This is a genomic window from Corynebacterium glyciniphilum AJ 3170, from assembly GCF_000626675.1.
GTDB lineage: Bacteria > Actinomycetota > Actinomycetes > Mycobacteriales > Mycobacteriaceae > Corynebacterium > Corynebacterium glyciniphilum.
On sequence record NZ_CP006842.1, the window covers coordinates 2,347,996 to 2,367,639 of the forward strand.

15 protein-coding genes are annotated in these 19,644 nt (G+C 65.5%); 7 read left to right on the forward strand and 8 right to left on the reverse strand.

Going from position 1 to position 19,644, the window contains the following annotated elements; translation table 11 throughout:
• Positions 1 to 18: 18 nt before the first annotated feature.
• On the reverse strand, positions 19 to 1,830 hold the full coding sequence (gene atzF, locus CGLY_RS10990) for an allophanate hydrolase (protein WP_038549399.1): 1,812 nt from the start codon (positions 1,828 to 1,830) through the stop codon (positions 19 to 21).
• Between the two features lie 14 nt (positions 1,831 to 1,844).
• On the reverse strand, positions 1,845 to 3,410 hold the full coding sequence (locus CGLY_RS10995; RefSeq protein WP_081803885.1) for an amino acid permease: 1,566 nt from the start codon (positions 3,408 to 3,410) through the stop codon (positions 1,845 to 1,847).
• 138 nt (positions 3,411 to 3,548) lie between these two features.
• Between CGLY_RS10995 and CGLY_RS11000 the strand changes: the two genes are divergently transcribed.
• From CGLY_RS11000 to CGLY_RS11015, 3 genes are read left to right on the forward strand one after another with little or no spacing between them, the layout of a single operon-like run.
• The gene (locus CGLY_RS11000; RefSeq protein WP_081803886.1) at positions 3,549 to 4,466 is read left to right on the forward strand and encodes a putative nucleotidyltransferase substrate binding domain-containing protein; all 918 of its coding nucleotides are present in this window, start codon (positions 3,549 to 3,551) and stop codon (positions 4,464 to 4,466) included.
• Positions 4,463 to 5,236: a Fic family protein gene (locus tag CGLY_RS16790; RefSeq protein ID WP_052540058.1), complete on the forward strand. Its 774-nt coding sequence runs from the start codon at positions 4,463 to 4,465 to the stop codon at positions 5,234 to 5,236. Before CGLY_RS11000 ends, CGLY_RS16790 begins: the two co-directional genes overlap by 4 nt.
• Positions 5,237 to 5,277: 41 nt before the next feature.
• Positions 5,278 to 5,979 carry a TetR/AcrR family transcriptional regulator gene (locus tag CGLY_RS11015; protein ID WP_052540059.1) on the forward strand — a complete coding sequence of 234 codons (702 nt, stop codon included), beginning with the start codon at positions 5,278 to 5,280 and terminating at the stop codon, positions 5,977 to 5,979.
• Here CGLY_RS11015 and uca read toward each other — a convergent pair.
• From uca to CGLY_RS11035, 4 genes are all read right to left on the reverse strand, one after another.
• Positions 5,966 to 9,583 carry an urea carboxylase gene (uca, locus tag CGLY_RS11020; protein ID WP_038549403.1) on the reverse strand — a complete coding sequence of 1,206 codons (3,618 nt, stop codon included), beginning with the start codon at positions 9,581 to 9,583 and terminating at the stop codon, positions 5,966 to 5,968. The genes CGLY_RS11015 and uca overlap by 14 nt on opposite strands.
• A 14-nt stretch (positions 9,584 to 9,597) precedes the next feature.
• Positions 9,598 to 10,212 (reverse strand): urea amidolyase associated protein UAAP2, encoded by a 615-nt coding sequence (locus tag CGLY_RS11025; RefSeq protein WP_227590448.1) that lies wholly within the window; start codon positions 10,210 to 10,212, stop codon positions 9,598 to 9,600.
• A 98-nt stretch (positions 10,213 to 10,310) separates the two neighbouring features.
• Positions 10,311 to 11,168 carry an urea amidolyase associated protein UAAP1 gene (locus CGLY_RS11030; RefSeq protein ID WP_038549407.1) on the reverse strand — a complete coding sequence of 286 codons (858 nt, stop codon included), beginning with the start codon at positions 11,166 to 11,168 and terminating at the stop codon, positions 10,311 to 10,313.
• Between the two features lie 250 nt (positions 11,169 to 11,418).
• Complete coding sequence (locus tag CGLY_RS11035; RefSeq protein WP_038552696.1) at positions 11,419 to 12,414, reverse strand: nucleoside hydrolase; 996 nt, start codon at positions 12,412 to 12,414, stop codon at positions 11,419 to 11,421.
• A 94-nt stretch (positions 12,415 to 12,508) separates the two neighbouring features.
• Between CGLY_RS11035 and CGLY_RS11040 the strand changes: the two genes are divergently transcribed.
• The 4 genes from CGLY_RS11040 (at position 12,509) to CGLY_RS11055 (ending at position 16,663) form a co-directional block, all read left to right on the forward strand.
• Complete coding sequence (locus CGLY_RS11040) at positions 12,509 to 13,630, forward strand: ABC transporter substrate-binding protein (RefSeq protein ID WP_052540063.1); 1,122 nt, start codon at positions 12,509 to 12,511, stop codon at positions 13,628 to 13,630.
• A 62-nt stretch (positions 13,631 to 13,692) separates the two neighbouring features.
• Positions 13,693 to 14,445 (forward strand): ABC transporter ATP-binding protein, encoded by a 753-nt coding sequence (locus CGLY_RS11045; protein WP_081804061.1) that lies wholly within the window; start codon positions 13,693 to 13,695, stop codon positions 14,443 to 14,445.
• Complete coding sequence (locus tag CGLY_RS11050; protein WP_038549409.1) at positions 14,442 to 16,070, forward strand: ABC transporter permease; 1,629 nt, start codon at positions 14,442 to 14,444, stop codon at positions 16,068 to 16,070. The genes CGLY_RS11045 and CGLY_RS11050 overlap by 4 nt, the downstream gene beginning before the upstream one ends.
• A gap of 2 nt (positions 16,071 to 16,072) precedes the next feature.
• Positions 16,073 to 16,663 carry a nucleoside 2-deoxyribosyltransferase gene (locus CGLY_RS11055; RefSeq protein ID WP_227590252.1) on the forward strand — a complete coding sequence of 197 codons (591 nt, stop codon included), beginning with the start codon at positions 16,073 to 16,075 and terminating at the stop codon, positions 16,661 to 16,663.
• Between the two features lie 114 nt (positions 16,664 to 16,777).
• Here the strand turns inward: CGLY_RS11055 and CGLY_RS11060 are convergent, their stop codons facing one another.
• Together CGLY_RS11060 and CGLY_RS11065 are read right to left on the reverse strand one after the other, a co-directional pair.
• A complete protein-coding gene (locus tag CGLY_RS11060; RefSeq protein WP_038549411.1) occupies positions 16,778 to 18,166 on the reverse strand; it encodes an FAD-dependent monooxygenase in 1,389 nt (462 codons plus the stop codon).
• Positions 18,167 to 18,181: 15 nt separating this feature from the next.
• Positions 18,182 to 19,516: an MFS transporter gene (locus CGLY_RS11065; RefSeq protein WP_081803889.1), complete on the reverse strand. Its 1,335-nt coding sequence runs from the start codon at positions 19,514 to 19,516 to the stop codon at positions 18,182 to 18,184.
• Between the last annotated feature and the right edge of the window lie 128 nt (positions 19,517 to 19,644).

Here is a 19,644-nt window from a genome sequence, read left to right on the forward strand (position 1 = left end):
CGTTCACTATCGCGTGCATCAGCTCCGGCCTCCAGACCGCGCCGGCGACACATACTCCCGCCACCCACCGAACCTAGAGATATCCTGCGCTCCCTCCACTGCCGCCGGCTGACAGGTGAACCCGGTGACCTGCCGACCGTCCGACAACGTCACCCGCCCCAACGCCATCGGTGCAGGGAGGCCAGCGAGGAAACGTCCGAGCCCAGTGGGGGTAATTAGCCACTCCTCCCCGAGGATCCTGTGTCCACCCTCCACCGGACCGGTCAGTCCAGGTTTCGGCGGCACCGTATCCAGCGCATACAAGTGGTAATCGGCCGTCGTCTCCACGTCACCGACGAAGGCCGCCCCCAGCGCCCGCAGTTCCCAGTTGAGTGGCTGGCCACGCAGGTGCGCACCGAATACGACCACCGGCACCGCATTGACGTTGGCACCGTCACCCCCACTCACCGTCCACGACGTCGACACATCCTCCGGGCACGCAGCACCACCGAACAACGATGCCACGCCGCCCACCACCCCGTCCTCGAAGGCTCGGCCGAGGATGGTGACACCGAAGTTTGCCGGCAACCGTGCGCTCTCCCCGTCCTCGGGCCGTCCGCTGTCATCCACAGTGGTCCATGGCACGGCGACCCCGCAGAGGTCCAGCAGGTTGCAGAAGTTGGTGTAGGTGCCCATCGCGGAGTTCACCCCGACCGGGTCGGCTTCCACAGCGGCGATCGTGGGATGGAATGGCGCAGTGGGAACAACGACGACATCCACACCATCCCACTCCTGCATCGCAGCCCGTCCCCGCTCCGCGAGGAGTCGCCGGGCACGCAGGACGTCGGCGCCATTCCACTGGGTGGCACCGGTGACGATGCTGGCGACGGTCGGGTCGAGCCCCGCGCCGGCACCACGGTTCCCGCCGTCGTCGGCAGACGCCGCCTCGACGAACTCCCCCACCGCCTCAGCGCGCTCTGCGACCAGGGCGGAGTCGTACAGCATTCGGGCGGCCTCGAGCGCAGGGGCGAGGTCGATGATCCGGATCTCACAGCCGGTGGCGCGCAGATGCTCCACCGCCCCATCGAAGGCCTCCCGCCACGACGCCGACAGACCGGGCAGGTCTGCGGGAGCACCGACCACCGGCGTCGTCGGCGCGGTGAACCGTACGTCGGACGGCCATTCGCGGGATCCGGTCGAGGCCATCACGCCCATGACTGCCTCAGCGTCTGCACTGCTCCCGGCAAACACGGTCACGCAGTCGTAGCTTGCACACGCAGGCACAACCCCCTCAGTGGAGACCACACCCACGGTCGCCTTGATACCGACGATGCCCTGCAACCCGGCCGGCACCCGTCCAGAGCCTGCGGTGTCGGTACCCAGGGCCGCGTCGACAATCCTCGCGGCCACCGCCACCGCGGACCCCGACGACGATCCTCCGGAGATCCGCTCCGGCACAGCAGCGTCGCTCACCGCACCGTAGGGAGAACGGGTGCCGACGAGTCCGGTGGCGAACTGGTCAAGGTTGGTCTTCCCGATCACCACCGCGCCGGACGCTCGCAGTGCCGCCACACAGGCGGCGTCCTGCGCCGGCCGGTAGGCATAACCGGGGCAGGCGGCAGTGGTGTCGAACCCTGCCACGTCGATATTGTCCTTCACCGCAATGATCATCCCGGTGAGTCGGCCGTCGGGTACCTCCCGGAAAGCTGTGTCCACCGCGTCCCGAGCGTCCTGGTGGGACAGGAGGGAGATGAAAGCGTTGGATGCATCGTCCTCGGCGAGGGCACGGTAGGCACCGTCCAACGCGCGGTGGGCGTCATCCTGTGTCCTGAAGGTTCTGAATGTCGTCATGTCACTCACGGTCCTCACTCCCCCACTTTCACAGGTCGCGGGTGCGCTTTGGTCCATGGGAACGCCACCAGTCCGGCCAGCACGCACACCGCAACCGCGATTGGTCCAGCCCACTGCATCCAGGGCATATCGCCGGAGGGATTATAAATCTCGGCGCGCGGCCACGACAGGTTGATGACCATCAACGCCCCGTAGCCCACGGCGAGGGCGTTGACCAGCACCCCGATCCTGCCCAGGGTGAACAGCGGCCGGCCTTCGGCGTCGGTCTCCTCGCCGCGCTTACCGGGCCAGCCCTTGAACCGCTGGACCAGCAGCGGCCCGGTGACCATGAGATACGCGAGGTAGATCAGGATGATGCACACGCTGGTCAGGGTGGCGAAGATAGCGTCGTTGCCGACGTTGACCAGCAGCACCAGCAGGCAACCGACGCCGACGAGGATCGACGGCAGAATCGGGGTGCCGGTCCGCGAGTTCACGTGAGCGAGGCGCTTCGAGGCAGGCAACCGCCCGTCGCGGGCCATGGAGAACATCAGGCGCGACGCCGCGGTCTGGATCGCCAGGGTACAGATCAGCACGGCGATGGCGACGTCGATAAGCAGGACCGTCCCCCACGGTGAAGAGAGCACAGCGTTGAGCACGTACGGCAGCCCCTGCTCGGCCAGCTGCCCGTCGGTCAACGACGGAGCTGCCATGAGCGCACCGATAATCAGCAGCCCACCGCCGAGAGCGGACAGCGTCAGTGCCTGTCGAATTGTCTTCGGTGCGACCCGACGCGGGTTCTTCGTCTCCTCGGCGAGCTCACCGGCGCTGCCGAAACCGACCATCACGTAAGCGGCCATCAGCCCGGAGGCGATCCAGGCCCAGATGTAGCCGTCACCGCCGGAGGCCCCGGTGTCGAAGACCACGTCCGGCCCGCGGTTGGCGTGGGTAAACAGCACACCGATGATGGCCACCACACCCACAAGTTCGCAGATCACCCCGATGGTGGTCACGTAGCTCATCCACCGCACGCCGAGGCAGTTGATCGTGGTGGTGACCACCAGCAGGATCGCGCCGAGCAGGACGGCATTGGACGCACCGGATGGTGAAGCTAGTGCAGGGTCGTCGCCGATGATCTGAAAACCGGACCAGATGTTCGGCAGCACCACCTGCATGGCGATCGCTGCGGCGGAGGCGGTGACGATCTGGGCGAGGATCATGAACCAGCCGCCGAACCAGCCGAGGACTTCGCCGCCCATACGCCGGGACCACTGGTAGATCGCGCCGGAGACCGGGTAGCGCGCGGAGAGTTCCGCGAAACACAGCGCCACCATATATTGACCGAGGAAGACCACGATCCAGGTCCAGAAGAAGGCAGGTCCGCCAAATCCGAACCCCAGACCGAAGAGCTGGAAGATGGTGGTGAGGATGGAGACGAAGCTGAACCCGGCGGCGAAGGACGCGAAACGGCCGAGATTACGGTGCAGCTGCTGGTCGTAACCGAGGGAGCCCAGGTCATCAGCGTCAGCGGTAGCCGCAACAGTGCCGGATTTAGGCGGCAACGATGACCTGGATGATGTTGCGGAGGTGTGTGTTGACATTCTTATGGCGTCCTCGGGTCGGGAGTTTCTGTCGTTTGACAGCTATTCAAGCGACCGCATGTTTCCCCTGGATGTCGGTGAGGTTGGTTCCCGGTTTCTCTTCTCTCCGGCAGCACCACCGGATGGCACAATGTACTCATGCCTCTCGGTAACCTCCGTGATCCCGATCTCACCGCGCTACTCGAGCAGCTTCGCCGCGACCGAGCGCAGGGGCGCGCCGCGACCGAGGTCACCGGAGAATGGTCGGCGGCACTCCGCGGACGCCTCGACGACAACCTCGCCGCCACCGGCTCGGTCGGTCGCGGCGAGGCGATACCGTCCTCCGACCTCGACGTGATCCGCGTAGGTCCTGGTCCCACGCCGAGACTCGACGTCCTGCTGAACGCCGGGATCCGCGGTGACGCCAACGGCGTGCAACCCACCGGACATGCGCTCCCGTCCACCGTCGAGCAGTGGCGTCAGGATGCCTGCACATGGATGGCCCATCCGCACCAGAATTCCGCCGTGGTGCGGCTTGGTCTCCTCGCTGACGCGAACCACTCCCTTCGGACCGCCGCCACCGAGGACTTCCGCGACTCCCCCATGCTTGCAGACATGCTGCGCGACGCCGTGTCGACCTGCCCACCCCGGCTGACAGGCCTGTGGCGCAAGAACTCCGTGAACCTCAAGTCCGAAGTCCTTACCCCAGTGGTCAAAATCGCCAGATGGTCCGCGTTGGCGTCCGGCAGCAGCGAACTGTCGACCTCATATCGTCTCGCCACCACGGATGCTCGCTATCTCGACTCCTCCATCGTCCAGGACCTGCAGCAGGCTTTCGCTGACGCCCTCTCACTCCGGGTGGACTTGGACCTGGGGGTGACCGATGACCAGGTCTTTCAGCGCTTCGGGCGCATCACGGTCACCGCGCTGCCGCAAGATGCCGCACATCGCCTGCGTGCAGCGGCGGCCACTGTGCGCGGTAGCGTACGCACCCTGCGTTATCTGCTGTCTACCTCGGCATTCAGCGTCGATACCGCCGGTAAAAGTCCCGCAGACAAGCCAGGTCGTGACGAGTGAACCCCGCACGACTGCGTGACATCGAGACAGCTCAGCGCATCGAGGGGTGCCACTTCACCAGAGGATTCCGCCAGATACTCTCCCAGGTTGCTGAAGGAGCCGCAGACGTCGAGGAAGCCGTTATCCGCGAGATCCGTGCCGCGAAGGACACTGACCGCTCCCTCGATCTCCCCCGCGTCCCGCGCTGGCGTCGCATGTTCGGCACACCCACCTACTGTGCCCCAGGACACCGTGTGCTGCGCAACCTACCAGGACTGACCTCGCCGGTCCTGCTCAACGACCTTACCGGTCGGCTCTGCGCCCTGCGCATGGTCGCAGGAGACAGGGGTGCGGACGTCGTCAGTGACGCCACCGGCCTGTTGAAACTACACGACGCACTTTTCGGCGACGTGTTCGCCTGGGCAGGCCACCTGCGGTTCGTGAATCTGTCGAGCCAAGGCATCGCTTTCGCCCCAGTTCCCGCCATCGACCACCACTTGGCTCTCGCCGTCGATGACCTGATGATCTGTCGGGGACATCAGGCGAACGGTATACCGATCCCGCTGGAACCGCTGTGTCGGTTCCTCGCCGAGTACCTGTGGTGCCATCCATTCCGCGACGGCAACGGGCGCACCGCAATGGCGTTGCTGATGTCAATGACCTCACCCGGCGCGCTGTCGTCCGTGGGGCCGGATGAGTGGTACGCCGCCTCGGCGCAATCCCTCAGAGCACCGGGTTTTCCCGACCCTGAGCCGTGGGTGCCGATCCTACGACGTATGTTGGATCACTGATACCAGACCACAATCGCCCCCTGTCCGCGAGGAGCCCTGACGTGCCGGAACCGTCCGTGAAGTCGTCCGTGAAGCCCCAGAACAAGCCTGAGCCCCCGCGCAAACCGGGACGCCCCCGGGCGTCCGCGCCCCGCTGGGACGGCACCGACACCAGTGCCGAGCTGCTGGACGCCGCCGCCGAACTGTTCACCACCGAAGGTTACGGGTCGGTGAGTACTCGACAGCTTGCCGAGGCTGCGGGCATCCGTCAGGCTACGATCTACCACTACTTCCCAGGAAAGAAAGGACTGCTGCTGGCACTGCTACTACAGACCGTCGAACCGTCGGTGCAGCTGTCCCGGTCACTGCTGGACCCGACCAGCACTGCCGATGGCGCTCCCGGGTCCCCCATGTCCCCCGCCGACATTCTGCGCCACCTCGCCGCCGAGGACGCCTACCTGCTGCTGACTGACAAATGGAACCTGGCCTCACTCTACGGCGCCCCGGAAATCCGCGACCCGTATTTCGAGCAGTTTCACGCCCTGCGTGCCGAGCTGCGCGACAGCTACCGCAACCTCGCACGCTGCGTCGCAGGAAATACTGCCCTTCCGGACGAGCACCTCGACCTGCCGTTCTACATGGTCGAGTCAGTGATACCTCTGCGTGCCGAGTCGTCGCCCACCACCAGCGAGGACACGGCGGCAGCACGTTCAGTAGCCGATGCCGTGGCACGCTCAGCGGTGGGTGTCCTCACGCCGGGCTGATGCTGACCAGCACCTGCCCCTGACCGACCTGCTCGCCGACCCCGGCGAAGACACCCGAGACCACCCCGTCGCACTCGGCGAGGATCGGGGTCTCCATCTTCATCGCCTCCAGCGACGCCAGCCGGTCGCCGGCCTTCACCGTGTCACCCTCGGCGACGACGAGCTGCCACAACGTCGACGGCAACGGCGCGTACACGCCGTCGGAGCCCTCCGGTACCTCGATCTCAGTGGCGTCCTCGACCACCTCGGGTTCATCCCTGACCTCGAACTCACCGGAGACGCGCCAGCGCTCCTTCTCCTCGTCGAAGGCCGTGGCCTGTGTGGCACGGAACTCGGCGATGGAGTCGGCGTTGTCGTCGAGGAATCGGCGGTACTCGGCGTAGGAGAAGGCGCCTTCCTCGGTGTCGACCACACCGCGTCCGGCACCGGTCTCGGCGCGCATGTCCATCAACTTCTCGTGGGAGACCGGATACCACTCAATGCGGTCGAAGAACCGCAGTGCCCACGGGTTCCCCTGAAACAGTCCCCCAGTGCGGAAGCGATTCCACACCTGCGTCGTGCGGCCCACGAACTGGTAACCGCCGGGGCCTTCCATGCCGTAGATGCACAGGTAAGCACCGCCGATGCCGACAGCGTTCTCCGGGGTCCAGGTCCGCGCCGGGTTATATTTGGTGGTGACCAGGCGGTGACGGGGATCCAGCGGGGTGGCGACGGGCGCGCCGAGGTAGACGTCGCCGAGGCCGAGAACCAGGTAGGACGCATCGAAGACAGTGTCGTAGACGTCCTCGACCGTCTCCAGGCCGTTCATCCGGCGGATGAACTCAATGTTCCAGGGGCACCAGGGGGCGTCGTCTCGCACGCCGTTCATGTAGCGCTCAATCGCCAGGCGAGTCTGCGGGTCGTCCCAGGACAGCGGCAGGCGGACACGTCGGGACGGCACCTGGAGTTCCTCGGTGTCCGGGATGACCTCCTCGATACCGCGCACCACGGCAACCATGTCGCTCGGCAGGACAGTGTCGGGGTCGACGTGAATCTGCAACGACCGGATGCCCGGGGTCAGGTCGATGACGCCGTCGATCTCTTGGTTGTCGATCCGCTTCTCGATCTCGGTCATCAGGGCATGCACGCGCATGCGTAGCCCGATGTCGAGGACGAGGTCACCGAACTCGACGAGCAGGTTAGTGTCACCGGCGCGACGGTAGGTCACGGCGGGACGCCCGTCGGTGGCCTCGTCGTGGGCGAGGACCCCGTGGTCGCCGTCGCCACCAGATACGATGTCATCCGGACTAACGCAGTGCTCGACGGTTGCCGCGGCGTCAGTCTCACGCACGGGTACGAAGCGAATCGTGTCCCCGGGACGTAGCTGGCCGAGCTTCCACAGGTCACCGCTGGCGACGACGGCGGGACAGACGAAACCGCCGAGGCTGGGGCCGTCGGGGCCGAGGATGATCGGAGTGTCGCCGGTGAAGTCGAGAGCACCGACCGCGTAGGCGTTGTCGTGGATATTCGACGGGTGCAGGCCTGCCTCCCCGCCGTCCTCGCGTGCCCAGGTGGGTCGCGGGCCAATGAGGCGTACACCGGTGCGCGCGGAATTATGGTGCACCGCGTAGTCGGTGGCGTAGAGGGTGTCGATGTCCTCGGGTGTGAAGAACTCCGGGGCCTCGTGCGGGCCTTCTGTCACCGCGATGCGCCAGTGTGTGGTGATCTCCGGGCGCCGTTCAGTAGGGATAGTGGACGGCGCCGGGGCATCGTCGGCGACCGGCGCGGGACGCAGGACGTCGCCGGCGCGCAGGGCACGTCCGGCGTGACCACCGAAGTTGCCGAGGGTGAAGGTGGACGCCGAACCGAGGTACTTGGGGAGGTCGAACCCACCGCGCACGGCAAGGTAGACGCGCAGCCCGGCCTCCGACACGGTGCCGATGCGCAGAGTCTGCCCGGCATCCACAGTCACCGGGGACCATTGCGCTACCGGGTCGCCGTCAATAGTGCAGCTGACCGGAGCACCAGTGATACAGATGACGGCGGCGTCGGAGAACCGCAGGGTGGGCCCCGATGACGTGCACTCCAGCGCTGGGGCACCCGCGGGATTGCCGACGGCGGTGTTGGCCTCGCGGAGGGATAGATCGTCCATCGGGCCCGACGGCGGGACACCGACCTGCCAGTATCCCTTGCGCCCGGGCCAGTCCTGCACGGTAGTAAGCATGCCGGGAGCGACGACGTCGATACGCGGATCCGGGTCAAACGTGGCGGCTAGGGTGAGGGTGGAGTGTGTGATGGTACGGACCTCAGCGGCTGCGTCGGTTTTGCCGGTCATAGCGCGCAGCAGACCGAGGTTGGTGGTCACCCCGTCGATGCGGGTGTCACCCAGGGCAGTATTCAGCAGGTCGAGGGCCTTATCGCGGGCACCGTCACGGTCGTCAGCGTGTGCGATGACCTTGGCGATCATCGGGTCGTAGAAGTGGGGGATCTCCAGGCCGGTCTCGACCCAGCCGTCGACGCGTACCCCGTCGATCCCCTCGGGGAAGACGGCGTTGGTGACCAGGCCGGGACTGGGCTCACAATTCTTGGCGGGGTCCTCGGCGTACACGCGGGCTTCCACCGCCCAGCCGGTGGGCTGTGGGTCGGTGTCGAAGACGCCTGCATCCAGCCGCCCCTGCGCCAGCGTGAGCATCCAGTCGACGAGATCCACACCGTAGACCTCCTCCGTGACGGGATGCTCTACCTGCAGGCGAGTGTTCATCTCCAGGAAGTATGCCTCCTCACGGGACGGATCGTAGATGAACTCCACGGTGCCGGCGGAACGGTAGTCCACCGAAGCAGCCAGGGAGCGGGCCGACTCGTGGATCCCACGACGCACGGCCTCGGGGAGGTCGGGAGCCGGAGCTTCCTCGAGGACCTTCTGGTTGCGGCGCTGCAGGGAACAGTCGCGGTCACCGATGACCGCGACGTTACCTGTGCCGTCGCCGAAGACCTGGACTTCGACGTGGCGGGCGGGCCGTACCAGACGTTCGAGGAACACCCCGCCGGAGCCGAAATTCTTCGTGGCGATCTTCTCCACCGCCTCGAAGGCCTCGACGACCTCTGCAGCGGTGGTGCAGGCCTGCATGCCGATGCCACCGCCGCCGCTGGATGCCTTGACCATCACCGGCAGGCCGATCTCCTCGGCCTGGGCCACAGCGTCCTGCGCGGTCTGCAGCAACCCGGTGCCCGGCAGCATGGGGACCCCGGCAGCGTTCGCGAGCTCGCGGGCGGTGTGCTTGACCCCGAAGCTTTCGAGCTGTTCGGGGGTCGGACCGACGAAGCGCATGCCGGCGGCCTCGACGCGGCGGGCGAAGTCGGCGTTCTCGGAGAGGAAGCCGTAGCCCGGGTGCACCGCACCAGCCTTCGAATCGGCGGCGACGGCGAGGATCTTGTCGATGTCGAGGTAGGATTCCGCTGCCGGCCCGGGGCCGAGCACGTGGGCTTCATCGGCCTCCCGGACGTGCGGTGCAGCGATGTCGGCCTCGGAGTAGACGGCGATGGTGCGGATGCCGCGGGCGCGGGCGGAACGGATGATGCGCAGGGCGATTTCGCCGCGGTTGGCGATGAGCAGGCTGTCAAACATGTCTAGTGGTCCTTCTAGGCGGCGGCAGTTGCGGGGCGGGTGACGGTCATCCGCAGTGGGGTGCAGTTGAAGTCGTTGCAGGGGTTGTTCATCTGCGGGCAGTTGGAGACGATGACCAGCACGTCGCGCTCGGCACGTACGGCCACACGACGACCCGGAGCGGACATGCCGTCGACAATGCCCAGTGTCCCGTCCTGCTCGACAGGAACATTCATGAACCAGTTGAGGTTGGAGACCAGGTCACGCGGACCCATCCCGTACTTACGCGCCTCGACGAGGAAGTTCTCACGACAGCCGTGGTCGTGGTGAGTGTGGTGGCCGTAGCGCAGCGTGTTGGATTCTTTGCCACAGGCGCCACCGATCGTGTCCTGGCGGTCAACTTCGTTGGCGACTACGGTCATCAGTGGATTGGCCAGGTTGGACTGCAGGACGGTGCCGGTGCGCACGTAGACATTGCGCTGCTCGGCCAGGGTGTGTGGGACGCTGTAGCGCTCGGCGGTCTCTGCGGCGTCGTAGATCAGGCAGTCCGCGGACTGGTTGCCACCGACATCGATGATGGTGAGGACATCGCCCTTCTTGACTTCTGCCGACCAGCCGTCGCGGGGCGCGACGATCTCGTCGAGGATCATCGCGCCGGCGACGGCGGGTTCGCTGTAGTCCAGGACGCTGTCGGGTGAGTGGATGGCACCGGGTTCGACGGTGGAGTTGATGGCGGTGGTTGTGGTCATCAGAGGGCCCTCGCTTCAATGTAGTCGACGGTGTTGAGGTAGGCGCGCTTGTTCTCCGGGGACATCTGCTCGCTGGGTCGGGTGGGCTCGCCGCGCCAGGCGTGGACACGCAAGGGCCCGTTCACATAGCTCTCTTCCGGGGCGAGGGGATGCGGCGAATTCGCGATGAGGATGATCAGGGGCATCTCTGCGACAAGGTCCACATGGGTTCCTTCCCCTGCTCCGCCGGTGAAAGCGATGGTGCCGTCTGTCTCCACGTGGGTGCCTTTGAAGAAAGAGATCGAGGGTGGAAGGTCACGGGGCGCGAGGCCGTGTTTGGCCCCGGCCTGCTCGAACAGGCCCTGCCCGGAGGGATAGATGCCATGAATGGCAGGATCGCCGTACTTGCGGGCGGTCTGGGTGTCGGTCATAGTGCCGCAGAAGGTGTCGTGGTGGGCGGAGGAGTCCTCGACGACAGTGGCCAGCACGCGGCCTTCACCGGAGAGCAGTGGGTGGCCAGTGGTGACGTAGGCCTGCCAGGGGATCTTCACGGAATCGGCAGCGTTGTAGCGTTCCCAGGGCTCCATAGCGTTGAACAGCAGGACGTGGGCGCAGGTAGTGCCGTCGACATCCTCAAGGCGGATACGGGTTCCGCGGGCCACGACCTTGTGGGTGTAGCTGCCGGGGCCGACGGTCTCTGCCCAGGTGAGTCTGTCCGGGTCGACATCGTCCGGAGTGTATGGGCTGGAGTTCGCCGGGACGTAAGGCATGTAAGGGTTGGTCCGTGTGCCCTGCGCGCGGGCATCGCTGCGGGCATTGGTCACGCTGTCGGTGACGTGGAGATCCCGTGCTCTCTCTTCTGTACTGGTGGTGCTCATCGTCTCATCCTTTGAGTATCTGTCGTTTGATCGATACTCTGACGATGATGATGGGCTTGTGTTGCCGATCAGTACGAATGGTGTTTCGTAGTGGTTAAAGGTTTCACCGCAGCACCACTACGTCGAATCATCGCCTTTCCAGGTAGCAAAAAAGACATAAACGGTGCCTGGAAGGGCGATGATTCGACGTAGGGAGTGGAAACGGGCACACAGGAGCGTGGTATCTGTCGGGGTGACCTTCCGACACCCGCTACAGGCTCAGCAGCCGCTGCCGGAGTACCTGCGGAAAACCGTCGGCGGACTGCAGGACGACCCGCACATTCGCGCCGTCGACATCCACGCCCTCCGAGCCCGCGGCACGCTGGTGCCGCAGATCGCACACGGTCTGCCCCCTGCCCGGGCCGGTGGTCGTGTCCACCTCGACCGGAACCCTTGGCGCCCGAATCAGCTCCACCTCCCCCACTGCGATGGCGGCGGCCAGAGGATCATGCAGGGCGCAGCACCGTCGACCAAAAACGCCCTGATAGAAGTCAGCGTAGTAGTCCAGCATCTGACCGATCGCCGCCACGACCGGCGTGGAAGAGTGCTGCAGACTCTCAATATCGGTGGTCTCGAAGGTGTTGACCATCGTGGTGTCCAGCGGAACCAGCGTGACCGGCCAGGATGCGGAGAGCACCTCCTGCGCCGCCTCCGGGTCGTGACCGATGTTCGCCTCCGCTACGGGTGTGATGTTGCCCGGCACCATCGCGGCCCCACCCATCACGGTCACCTCGGCAACCCGGTCGACGATACCGGGGTCACGCCGCAGCGCCAACGCCAGGTTCGTCAGCGGCCCAACGGCGAGGATGCGCAGCTGCCCCTCGTGCTCACAGGACAGTCGCAGCAGCAGATCGACGGCATCGACGTCCGCCACACTGGCCGATGTCGCAGGAAGCACCGTCTCACGGGTGCCTCCGACACCGTCCTCACCGTGCACCCGTACCGCACCCCCGAAGAAAGAGCCGACCAGCGGGTCGGATGCACCGACCGCGACCGGAATGTCGTCGTGTCCCGTCATTTCCAGCAGACGCAGGGTGTTCTCTGCGCCACCCGGCGCGTCGAGGTTTCCGTGGACGGAGCCTACGCCGACCAGCGCCACGGTAGGCGTGGCCAGCAGGTAGCCGAGGGCGAGGGCGTCGTCAATGCCGGTGTCGCAGTCAAGGAAGACCGGGATCCGGGGTTCCGTCGATTCAGTCACAGTGCTCATCTCCATATGCTTCCGTATGCTTCCGTATTCGTCTGTGTTCTTCCCTGACCGGACTCATCGTGCCAGTGTCCCGTCCGCCCCGTACAGTGACCCCATGACGTTCACCCGGAGACCCCCGGGAGCCGACGACGCCTCCACCTTGGCAGTCGGCCCCGCCATGCGCCGACACGGCACCGCCCGCCGCACCAGCACCGTCCTCACCGCCGTCCTGGCTGTCACCGCACTCGTTCTGAGCGGATGCGCTCTGCGGGGTCTCGACGATGACGCCCTACGTATCCAACTGGCGTTCGTGAAGAACTCGCAGAACGCCGGCGAATACATCGCCGACCATGACGGCTACTACCGCGACGCGGGGTTTTCCAAAGTCGACCTGATCGCCGGGCCGACTGCGGTGGAGCAATCGGCGGCGACCGGGCACGCCACCGTCGCCGGATCAACCGCACTGGGCACCGCCAATGCCATCGATTCCGAGGGAATGCCGATCAAGATCATCGGGGCGATCTACGCGAGGAACGCCTTCACCATCATCTCCATGAACGGGCCCTCCGCGATTCGCACGCCAGCTGACCTCGAGGGCGCACGCATCGCCGTGACGCCAGGAACCGCCCAGTCGATGGTGGAGGGTCTCGCCCGCGCCAACGACATCGACCCGTCCACCATCACGTTCGTCCCCGCCGGTGAAACCGCCGTACTGACCAGTGGCGAGGTCGACGGTTTCCACGGTCTTACCGCCAACCAGCTCATCGATCTGCAACGCGCCGGTCACGACGTCGTATCCCTGGACCTGGCCGACCACGGCATGCCTTTCGCCGGTGCAGCCTACGCGGTATCCCAGGAGAGCATCGACGGCAACCGCGAGAACCTGAAGAAGTTCCTCGAAGCATCCATCCGAGGCTGGAGGGAGGCCATTGACGACCCTCGACGCGGGGCAGAACTGGCCACCGACATCTACGGTGCCGACCTGGGCCTGGACCCTGAAAAGGAACTCCTGCAGGCCGAGGCACAGATCGAGTTCATCGACAACGACCAGACGGCTCCCGGCGAACTGTTCCGACTCACCGACGACGCCATGGCCGAAAACGTCGAGTCCCTGCGTCTCAGCGGCATCGACGTCAGCACAGACGAACTGTTCGACATGAGCCTGCTCGACGAGGTCTACGAGGAGAACCCCGACCTCAGAGACCCCGTACCCGCCGACCCGAAGGACGCAGCGTGACCACTCCCGACACCACAGGCGCCGCCGCGCCCAGCGGCATCCGACTCGACAACCTCACCAAGATGTTCCCCGGCGGGGTCACCGCCCTGGACTCGGTAAGTCTGGACATCCCCCACGGCAGCTTCCTGGCCCTCGTCGGCCCGTCCGGCTGCGGCAAGTCCACCGTCCTGCGCATCCTCGCCGGACTGGAGGACCCCACGGAAGGCTCCGCCACCGTGCATGACCTCACCCCGAAGGAGCTGCGCAGCCGCCACGAACTCGGCATCGCGTTCCAGGACGCCGCCCTGCTCCCCTGGCGCTCGGTCGCCTCGAACATCCGGCTGCCCCGCGAGATCGCCAAAGCCCCGTTGCCGGACGATGTGCTCGCCGACCTCATCAGACTGGTACGACTCGAGGGCTTCGAGGACTCAAAACCAAGCCAGCTCTCCGGCGGCATGCGCCAGCGTGTCTCCATCGCCCGCGCCCTGGCCGCCGATCCATCCGTCCTGCTGCTCGACGAGCCCTTCGGCGCGCTGGACGACATGACACGTCAACGGATGAACCTGGAGCTGCAGCGCATCTGGACGGAGAATCCGGCCACCACGCTTCTAGTGACCCACGGGATCGCCGAGGCGGTGTTCCTCGCCGACTCCATCGCCGTGATGAGTGCCCGGCCCGGCACCGTCCGTGAGATCGTCGAGGTCGACCTGCCCCGGCCCCGCACCCCCGAGATGATGCGGACCCCGGAGTTCCACGCGATCGTCGACCACGTCTCCGACTTACTGTTCTCCTTCGAGAACACTCCGGACACGCCCGAAACCCGGGAGGCACCGTGACGCGGCCGCGCGCAACCTCCGGAGTTCGTGGAGCTCGCGGCGCTGCCGGGGCTCGCAGCACCGTCAACGTCCTACTTGTCCTGGTCGGCGTCCTCGCGGCCTGGTGGATCCTGGCGGCCACCGTCCTGCGGCCGCTGGAGACCATCCCCACCCCCGGCGAGATCGTCTCGCGTATCGCCGACGACGGGCTGACCTTCTACTGGGTCAACCTCAAGGTCACCGCCATGGAGGCCGGTCAAGGCTATCTGCTCGGCGTCGGACTGGCGATCGCCGCGTCGGTGCTGGCACTGCTGTTCCCCCGGCTGCGCGGGATCGTCATGCAGGTCGCGGTGATCACCTACTCCCTGCCGATCATCGCCGTGGGGCCGGTGATCTACCTGATGATCGGTGCACCGTCCAGCGGCGACCCGTCGGCCACCGCGGTCCTTCTCTCAGCCCTGGCGATCTTCTTCACCACCGTCGTCGGGACCCTGCTCGGACTAGACGCCGCCGACCAGCGCTCCCTCGACCTCGTGGACGTCTACGGCGGGTCGCGACTGACCCGGCTGATGAAGGTGCAGCTCATCGCAGCCGTGCCGTCGATCCTCACCGCGCTGAAGGTTGCGGCACCGATCTCCGTGCTCGGCGCGATCCTCGGTGAGTACGTCGGTGGCGTGGACCGTGGACTCGGGCCGGCGTTGTTGAACGCACAGCAGGCGTCGGACGTCTCGCGCACGTGGGCCCTGGCGTTGGCGGCGGCGTTGCTGGCCGGCGCGTGGTTCGCACTGATGGCGCTGTTGTCGCAGTTGGTCACCCGCCTCGGCTGGGGCGTCACCGAGGTGTCGACCACAGCGACGAAACGCACTCCGCGCTCGCCCTGGGCCGTCACCGGCGATGTTGTCGTGTCCCTGGTGGTCATCGGCGCGGTGTGGACCTTCGGTCTGCGCCTGTTCGGCATCTCCCCGTTCGTGGGACGCACTCCGGCCGAAGTGGTGGGCTATCTCGCCGACAACAGTGACAGCGCCGACGGGCAGAACCACTTCCTGGCCCTGCTGCCCGAGTTGTGGCGCACCCTGCTGGATACCGGCATGGGCTTCGTCCTGGGCCTGGCGGCGGCCGTTGTCGCGGCATCGTTGTTCCTGGTCTTCCCCACGCTCGAACGGGCGTTGATGCCGCTGGCGCTGTTCTTCCAGTCGGTTCCGCTGGTCGCGATCGCCCCGGTGCTGATCATCATCTTCGGACGCGGCCAGTTCACCGTGGCGATGATGGGGGCGATCATCGTGTTCTTCCCCGCGCTCGTGAACATCGGTTCGGCGCTGAAGAACGTACCTCCGGCGCTGATCGACCTGGTGCGCACCTACGGCGCAGGACGGGCCGGGGAGCTGGTGAAGATACGGGTCCCCGCCTGCCTTCCCGCCATCTTCGCCGCAGTCCGGATCGCCATTCCGGGCGCGCTGTCCGGGGCGTTGCTGGCCGAGTGGTTGGCGACCGGTCAAGGCATCGGATCCGTGGTGATCACCGCAGTGGGCAGTGCCGACACCGATGTGGTGTGGGCGTCAGTGACGGTGGTGACAGTGACCGCACTGATCCTCTACGGGGTGGCGGCGCTGTTGGAGAACGCCGCACGGAAGCGGTGGGGAACATAACGATGACGGAAAGACGAATGGAGATGAGCCGGGAGATGGCGACAGAGATCAAGGTGTACCTGGCCGGCCCGGAGGTATTCCTCCCGGACGCCGCGCCGGTCGTCGAAGAGATGCGTCGACTGTGCCGGGAGCACGGCCTGACGCCGATTGCGCCGCTGGATGCCGGGGTCGACGGTGACATGGACGGCGGTACCGGCGGAGTGTCGGCACCGGTCAGCGGCGCGCCGGACCCTGCGTGGATCTTCGAGAAGAACGTCTCGCGTATCCGTGCCTCAGACGCGGTCATCGCGAACGTGAACCACTTCCGGGGGTCGGAGCCGGACTCGGGGACCTGCTTCGAACTCGGCTACGCCCACGCGCTGGGCAAGAAGCTGTACATCTACTCCGACGACGGGGCGACCGCCGTCGACCGGGTGCGGGAGTTCTACGGTCCGGTCGACGAGGTCGCCGGTGAGCGTCCGACGGATCCGGACGGTACGTTCGTCGAGAACTTCGGCTACGCGGTGAACCTGATGATGGCCGTGCCGGCGGTGACGGTGAACGGCACCTTCGCTGACGCGGTAAAGGTGGCCAGCGCTGACCTGCTGGGCTGAGCTGGAGCTGGAGCTGGAGCTGGAGGAGCATCTTCTCATCCGGCCGCCGGCACGTGTCACTGCCGTTGTGGCGTCGGTATGGAAGTCGTGAGACTGACAGTCCGATTCAGCATCTCAGCTTTCCGCGCCTGCGGGATCACGAGCGTCCGAGTGCCCACCAACCACCCGGTAACGCCACTCCCGCAACTCCCGAGGAACGATCCCCAGACTCGGCTCCTTGATATGTGCCCGAGCAGAGGGGTCGTATCTCCATAGCCAGTCGGTGTACTGGTACCAGTCGTTCTCTGCCGCACGGAACAGGGCGTTGCGCACAATCCGCCCGGTTCCCTCGAGATGCCAGAGTTCGCCCCAGAAGCGGCTCGTAGTCTGAATTCGGCTGCATCTTGGCAGTCGCTCGGCCTGAACTTCCTCCAATACCGACGCCCAGTCGAGTTCTTCGGAATCTCGTGCCGCATCCGCAGCAAAATCGGCGACGCAGTCTGCATCTTCCATGGCCATGACCGCCCCCGAAGCCAGATATTGCAGAGTCGCATGGGCTGCGTCACCGAGGACGATGATGTTGCCGTCGGTCCAGTTCTCCAGAGGAGCGTGGTCGGCCATCTGCCACCAGCGGTTCGTCCAGAGATGCTGGATCCGTGCCGAAACCTGCGGTGAGCAATGATCATAGGCATCCTCAAGTTCGTCCGGATTGCCCCAGTCCCCGGGTATTTCTCCGTTCTGGTGTCCTGCGAGGTAACGTTCAGACCGGAAGACCCCCACCTGATCGAGAAGTTGGCCACCCTGCAACGGGTACTGGATGAAGTGACAGTGCGGCCCGATATGCCCCACCACGTCTTCCAGCCCCTCGAGCGGGTCCCCCTCAGCCTCAACCGTTCCGCGGTAGGAGACATAACTGCTGGGCACCGGCGCATCATCACTCAGTTCGGCACGGAACCGTGAATGAATACCGTCGAAAGCGAGTAGGACATCGACCTTGACCTGCTCGGTCACCTCGTGATTACAGTCGTTCTCGCACCGACGCGTGAGATCCACCACCACCCCGTGTGAAGCATTACCCGCGCCGACGATCGTCATACCGGTATGAAGTTCAGCACCCGCGGCCACAGCAGCATCAATCAAACACGACAACAGGTCACTGCGGTGGATCACCATGTAGCGACCACCGTAATGTTCCTGGAAGCTCTCTCCGAAGTCCATCGTGAGAAGTGGTGCGTCGGTGAGCGCGTCCCGGAATCGCATGCGTTTCGGCAGGAAGCCACGTTCGATCAGGCTGGGGAGCACCCCCCACCGTTCGAGGATTCGCCAACCGTGCGGGCCGATCTGCAGCCCTCTTCCGACCTCCGCGAACTCAGGTGACCGTTCATAGAGACGGACAGCCGCGCCTTTTCGCGCCAGGGCCAGTGCAGCAGCCGCCCCTCTGATCCCACCACCGCAAACTATGACGTTCGCGCCGGTCAATATGTTGTCGCGATGCGACGGACTCGTTTGCTGTGTTGATGCCATGGTGATGCTCCCCTCTCAGTTATGCGCAACGGTGGTCGCGGGTTGGCGGAAAATGCGTTGGACCAGTACAAGGAAGATGCAGGAAAGGATCGCCGCACCCCCGAAAAGGACGTAGTTGGAGTTCACCCCCAACCCCCAACCGAGGAGCCAACCGGCGATTTGGGGTGCCGCGATGGCCCCGATGCGCCCCACCCCCAGAGCCCAGCCCAGAGCCGTACCCCGCAGTTCCCGTGGGTAGTAGCCTGAAATCGCGGCGATGATGAGTATCTGTGTGCCGTGGGTCCCGACCCCGGCAAGCACCATGATCACGTAGACCCAGACGACAGAGGGCGACGTCAGCAGCAGAAGCAGCGCAACGCCGGCAAGCATCGCCGCGACCGCGCCCGACCGGGCGGGACCAAACCGGTCGCCCGCCCAGGCGGTGACCACCGATCCGAGGACGGCCCCGAGGTTCAGTGCAAGAGTGAGGTTCAAGGCCGCGCCTAAGTCATAGCCAGACTCCTGCATCAGTTTGGGCAACCAGGTTCCCAGCCCGTACCACGCGAGCAGGGTGAAGAATGTGGCCACGGCAAAGAGCACCGATCGCCAGAGCAGATCCCCACGCAGAATCGCGGAGAAGCCTGGGTCCACGGCAAGATCCTTACGGTGTCCGGGCCCTCTGTCCGAGGGGATGTACTTCAGTGCCAACGGGAGTCCGATGACCAGGGGGATCACCGCGAACATGAACATATAGCGCCACCCGTACTCGGGGTGGGAAGGCACCACAAACTGGGCTATCACCGCGGCGGCAGAACCCCCCAGCGGCACGCCCGACATCATCACCGTGGACCACGCCGTCCGGTACCGGGTGGGGACGAGGTCCGCCACCATGGCGTTGACGCTGGGGACGAGCCCTCCGAGGCCAAGCCCAGCCAGCAGTCGCATGAGGCCGAAGACCCACGGGTTCCCAGCGACCGTGCACAGGAGCGTGAAGACCGAGAGCACGAGCACGGACCCGATGACCGCAGTCTTCCTGCCGACGCGGTCGGAGATTCTTCCGACCAGGACGGCGCCGAGCGCCATGCCGATGAAAGCCATGGACCCCAGTGTCCCTGCCTGGCCGGTCGTCAGATTCCAGTGGTTCATCAGAGTGCCCTGTACCGTCCCGTAGACGATCAGGTCGTAGCCATCGAAGACCACGAAGAACCATCCAATGAGGACGGCTACCAGGGTTTTACCGCGGATGCCCATGACCCGCGGGCCCCGCCCCGGAGTTCCATCCGGTACCTGGTCCTGGCCGTAGCCAGTGCGAGTGCCAGGCCTGTCGCTGTGCCGCGGATGCCACCCCGCGGAATCAAGAGTGTCGGTCATCGTGTGCCTCCAGTCATCGGTGCTGTGTGCGAATCATTCCGTGGTCATCCTCTGTGTGATGTGAATTACACTCAAAGAGATTCCGCTCAGCGGAATCTTCCCTCACCCCATTTGTCACCCAGTAGAGG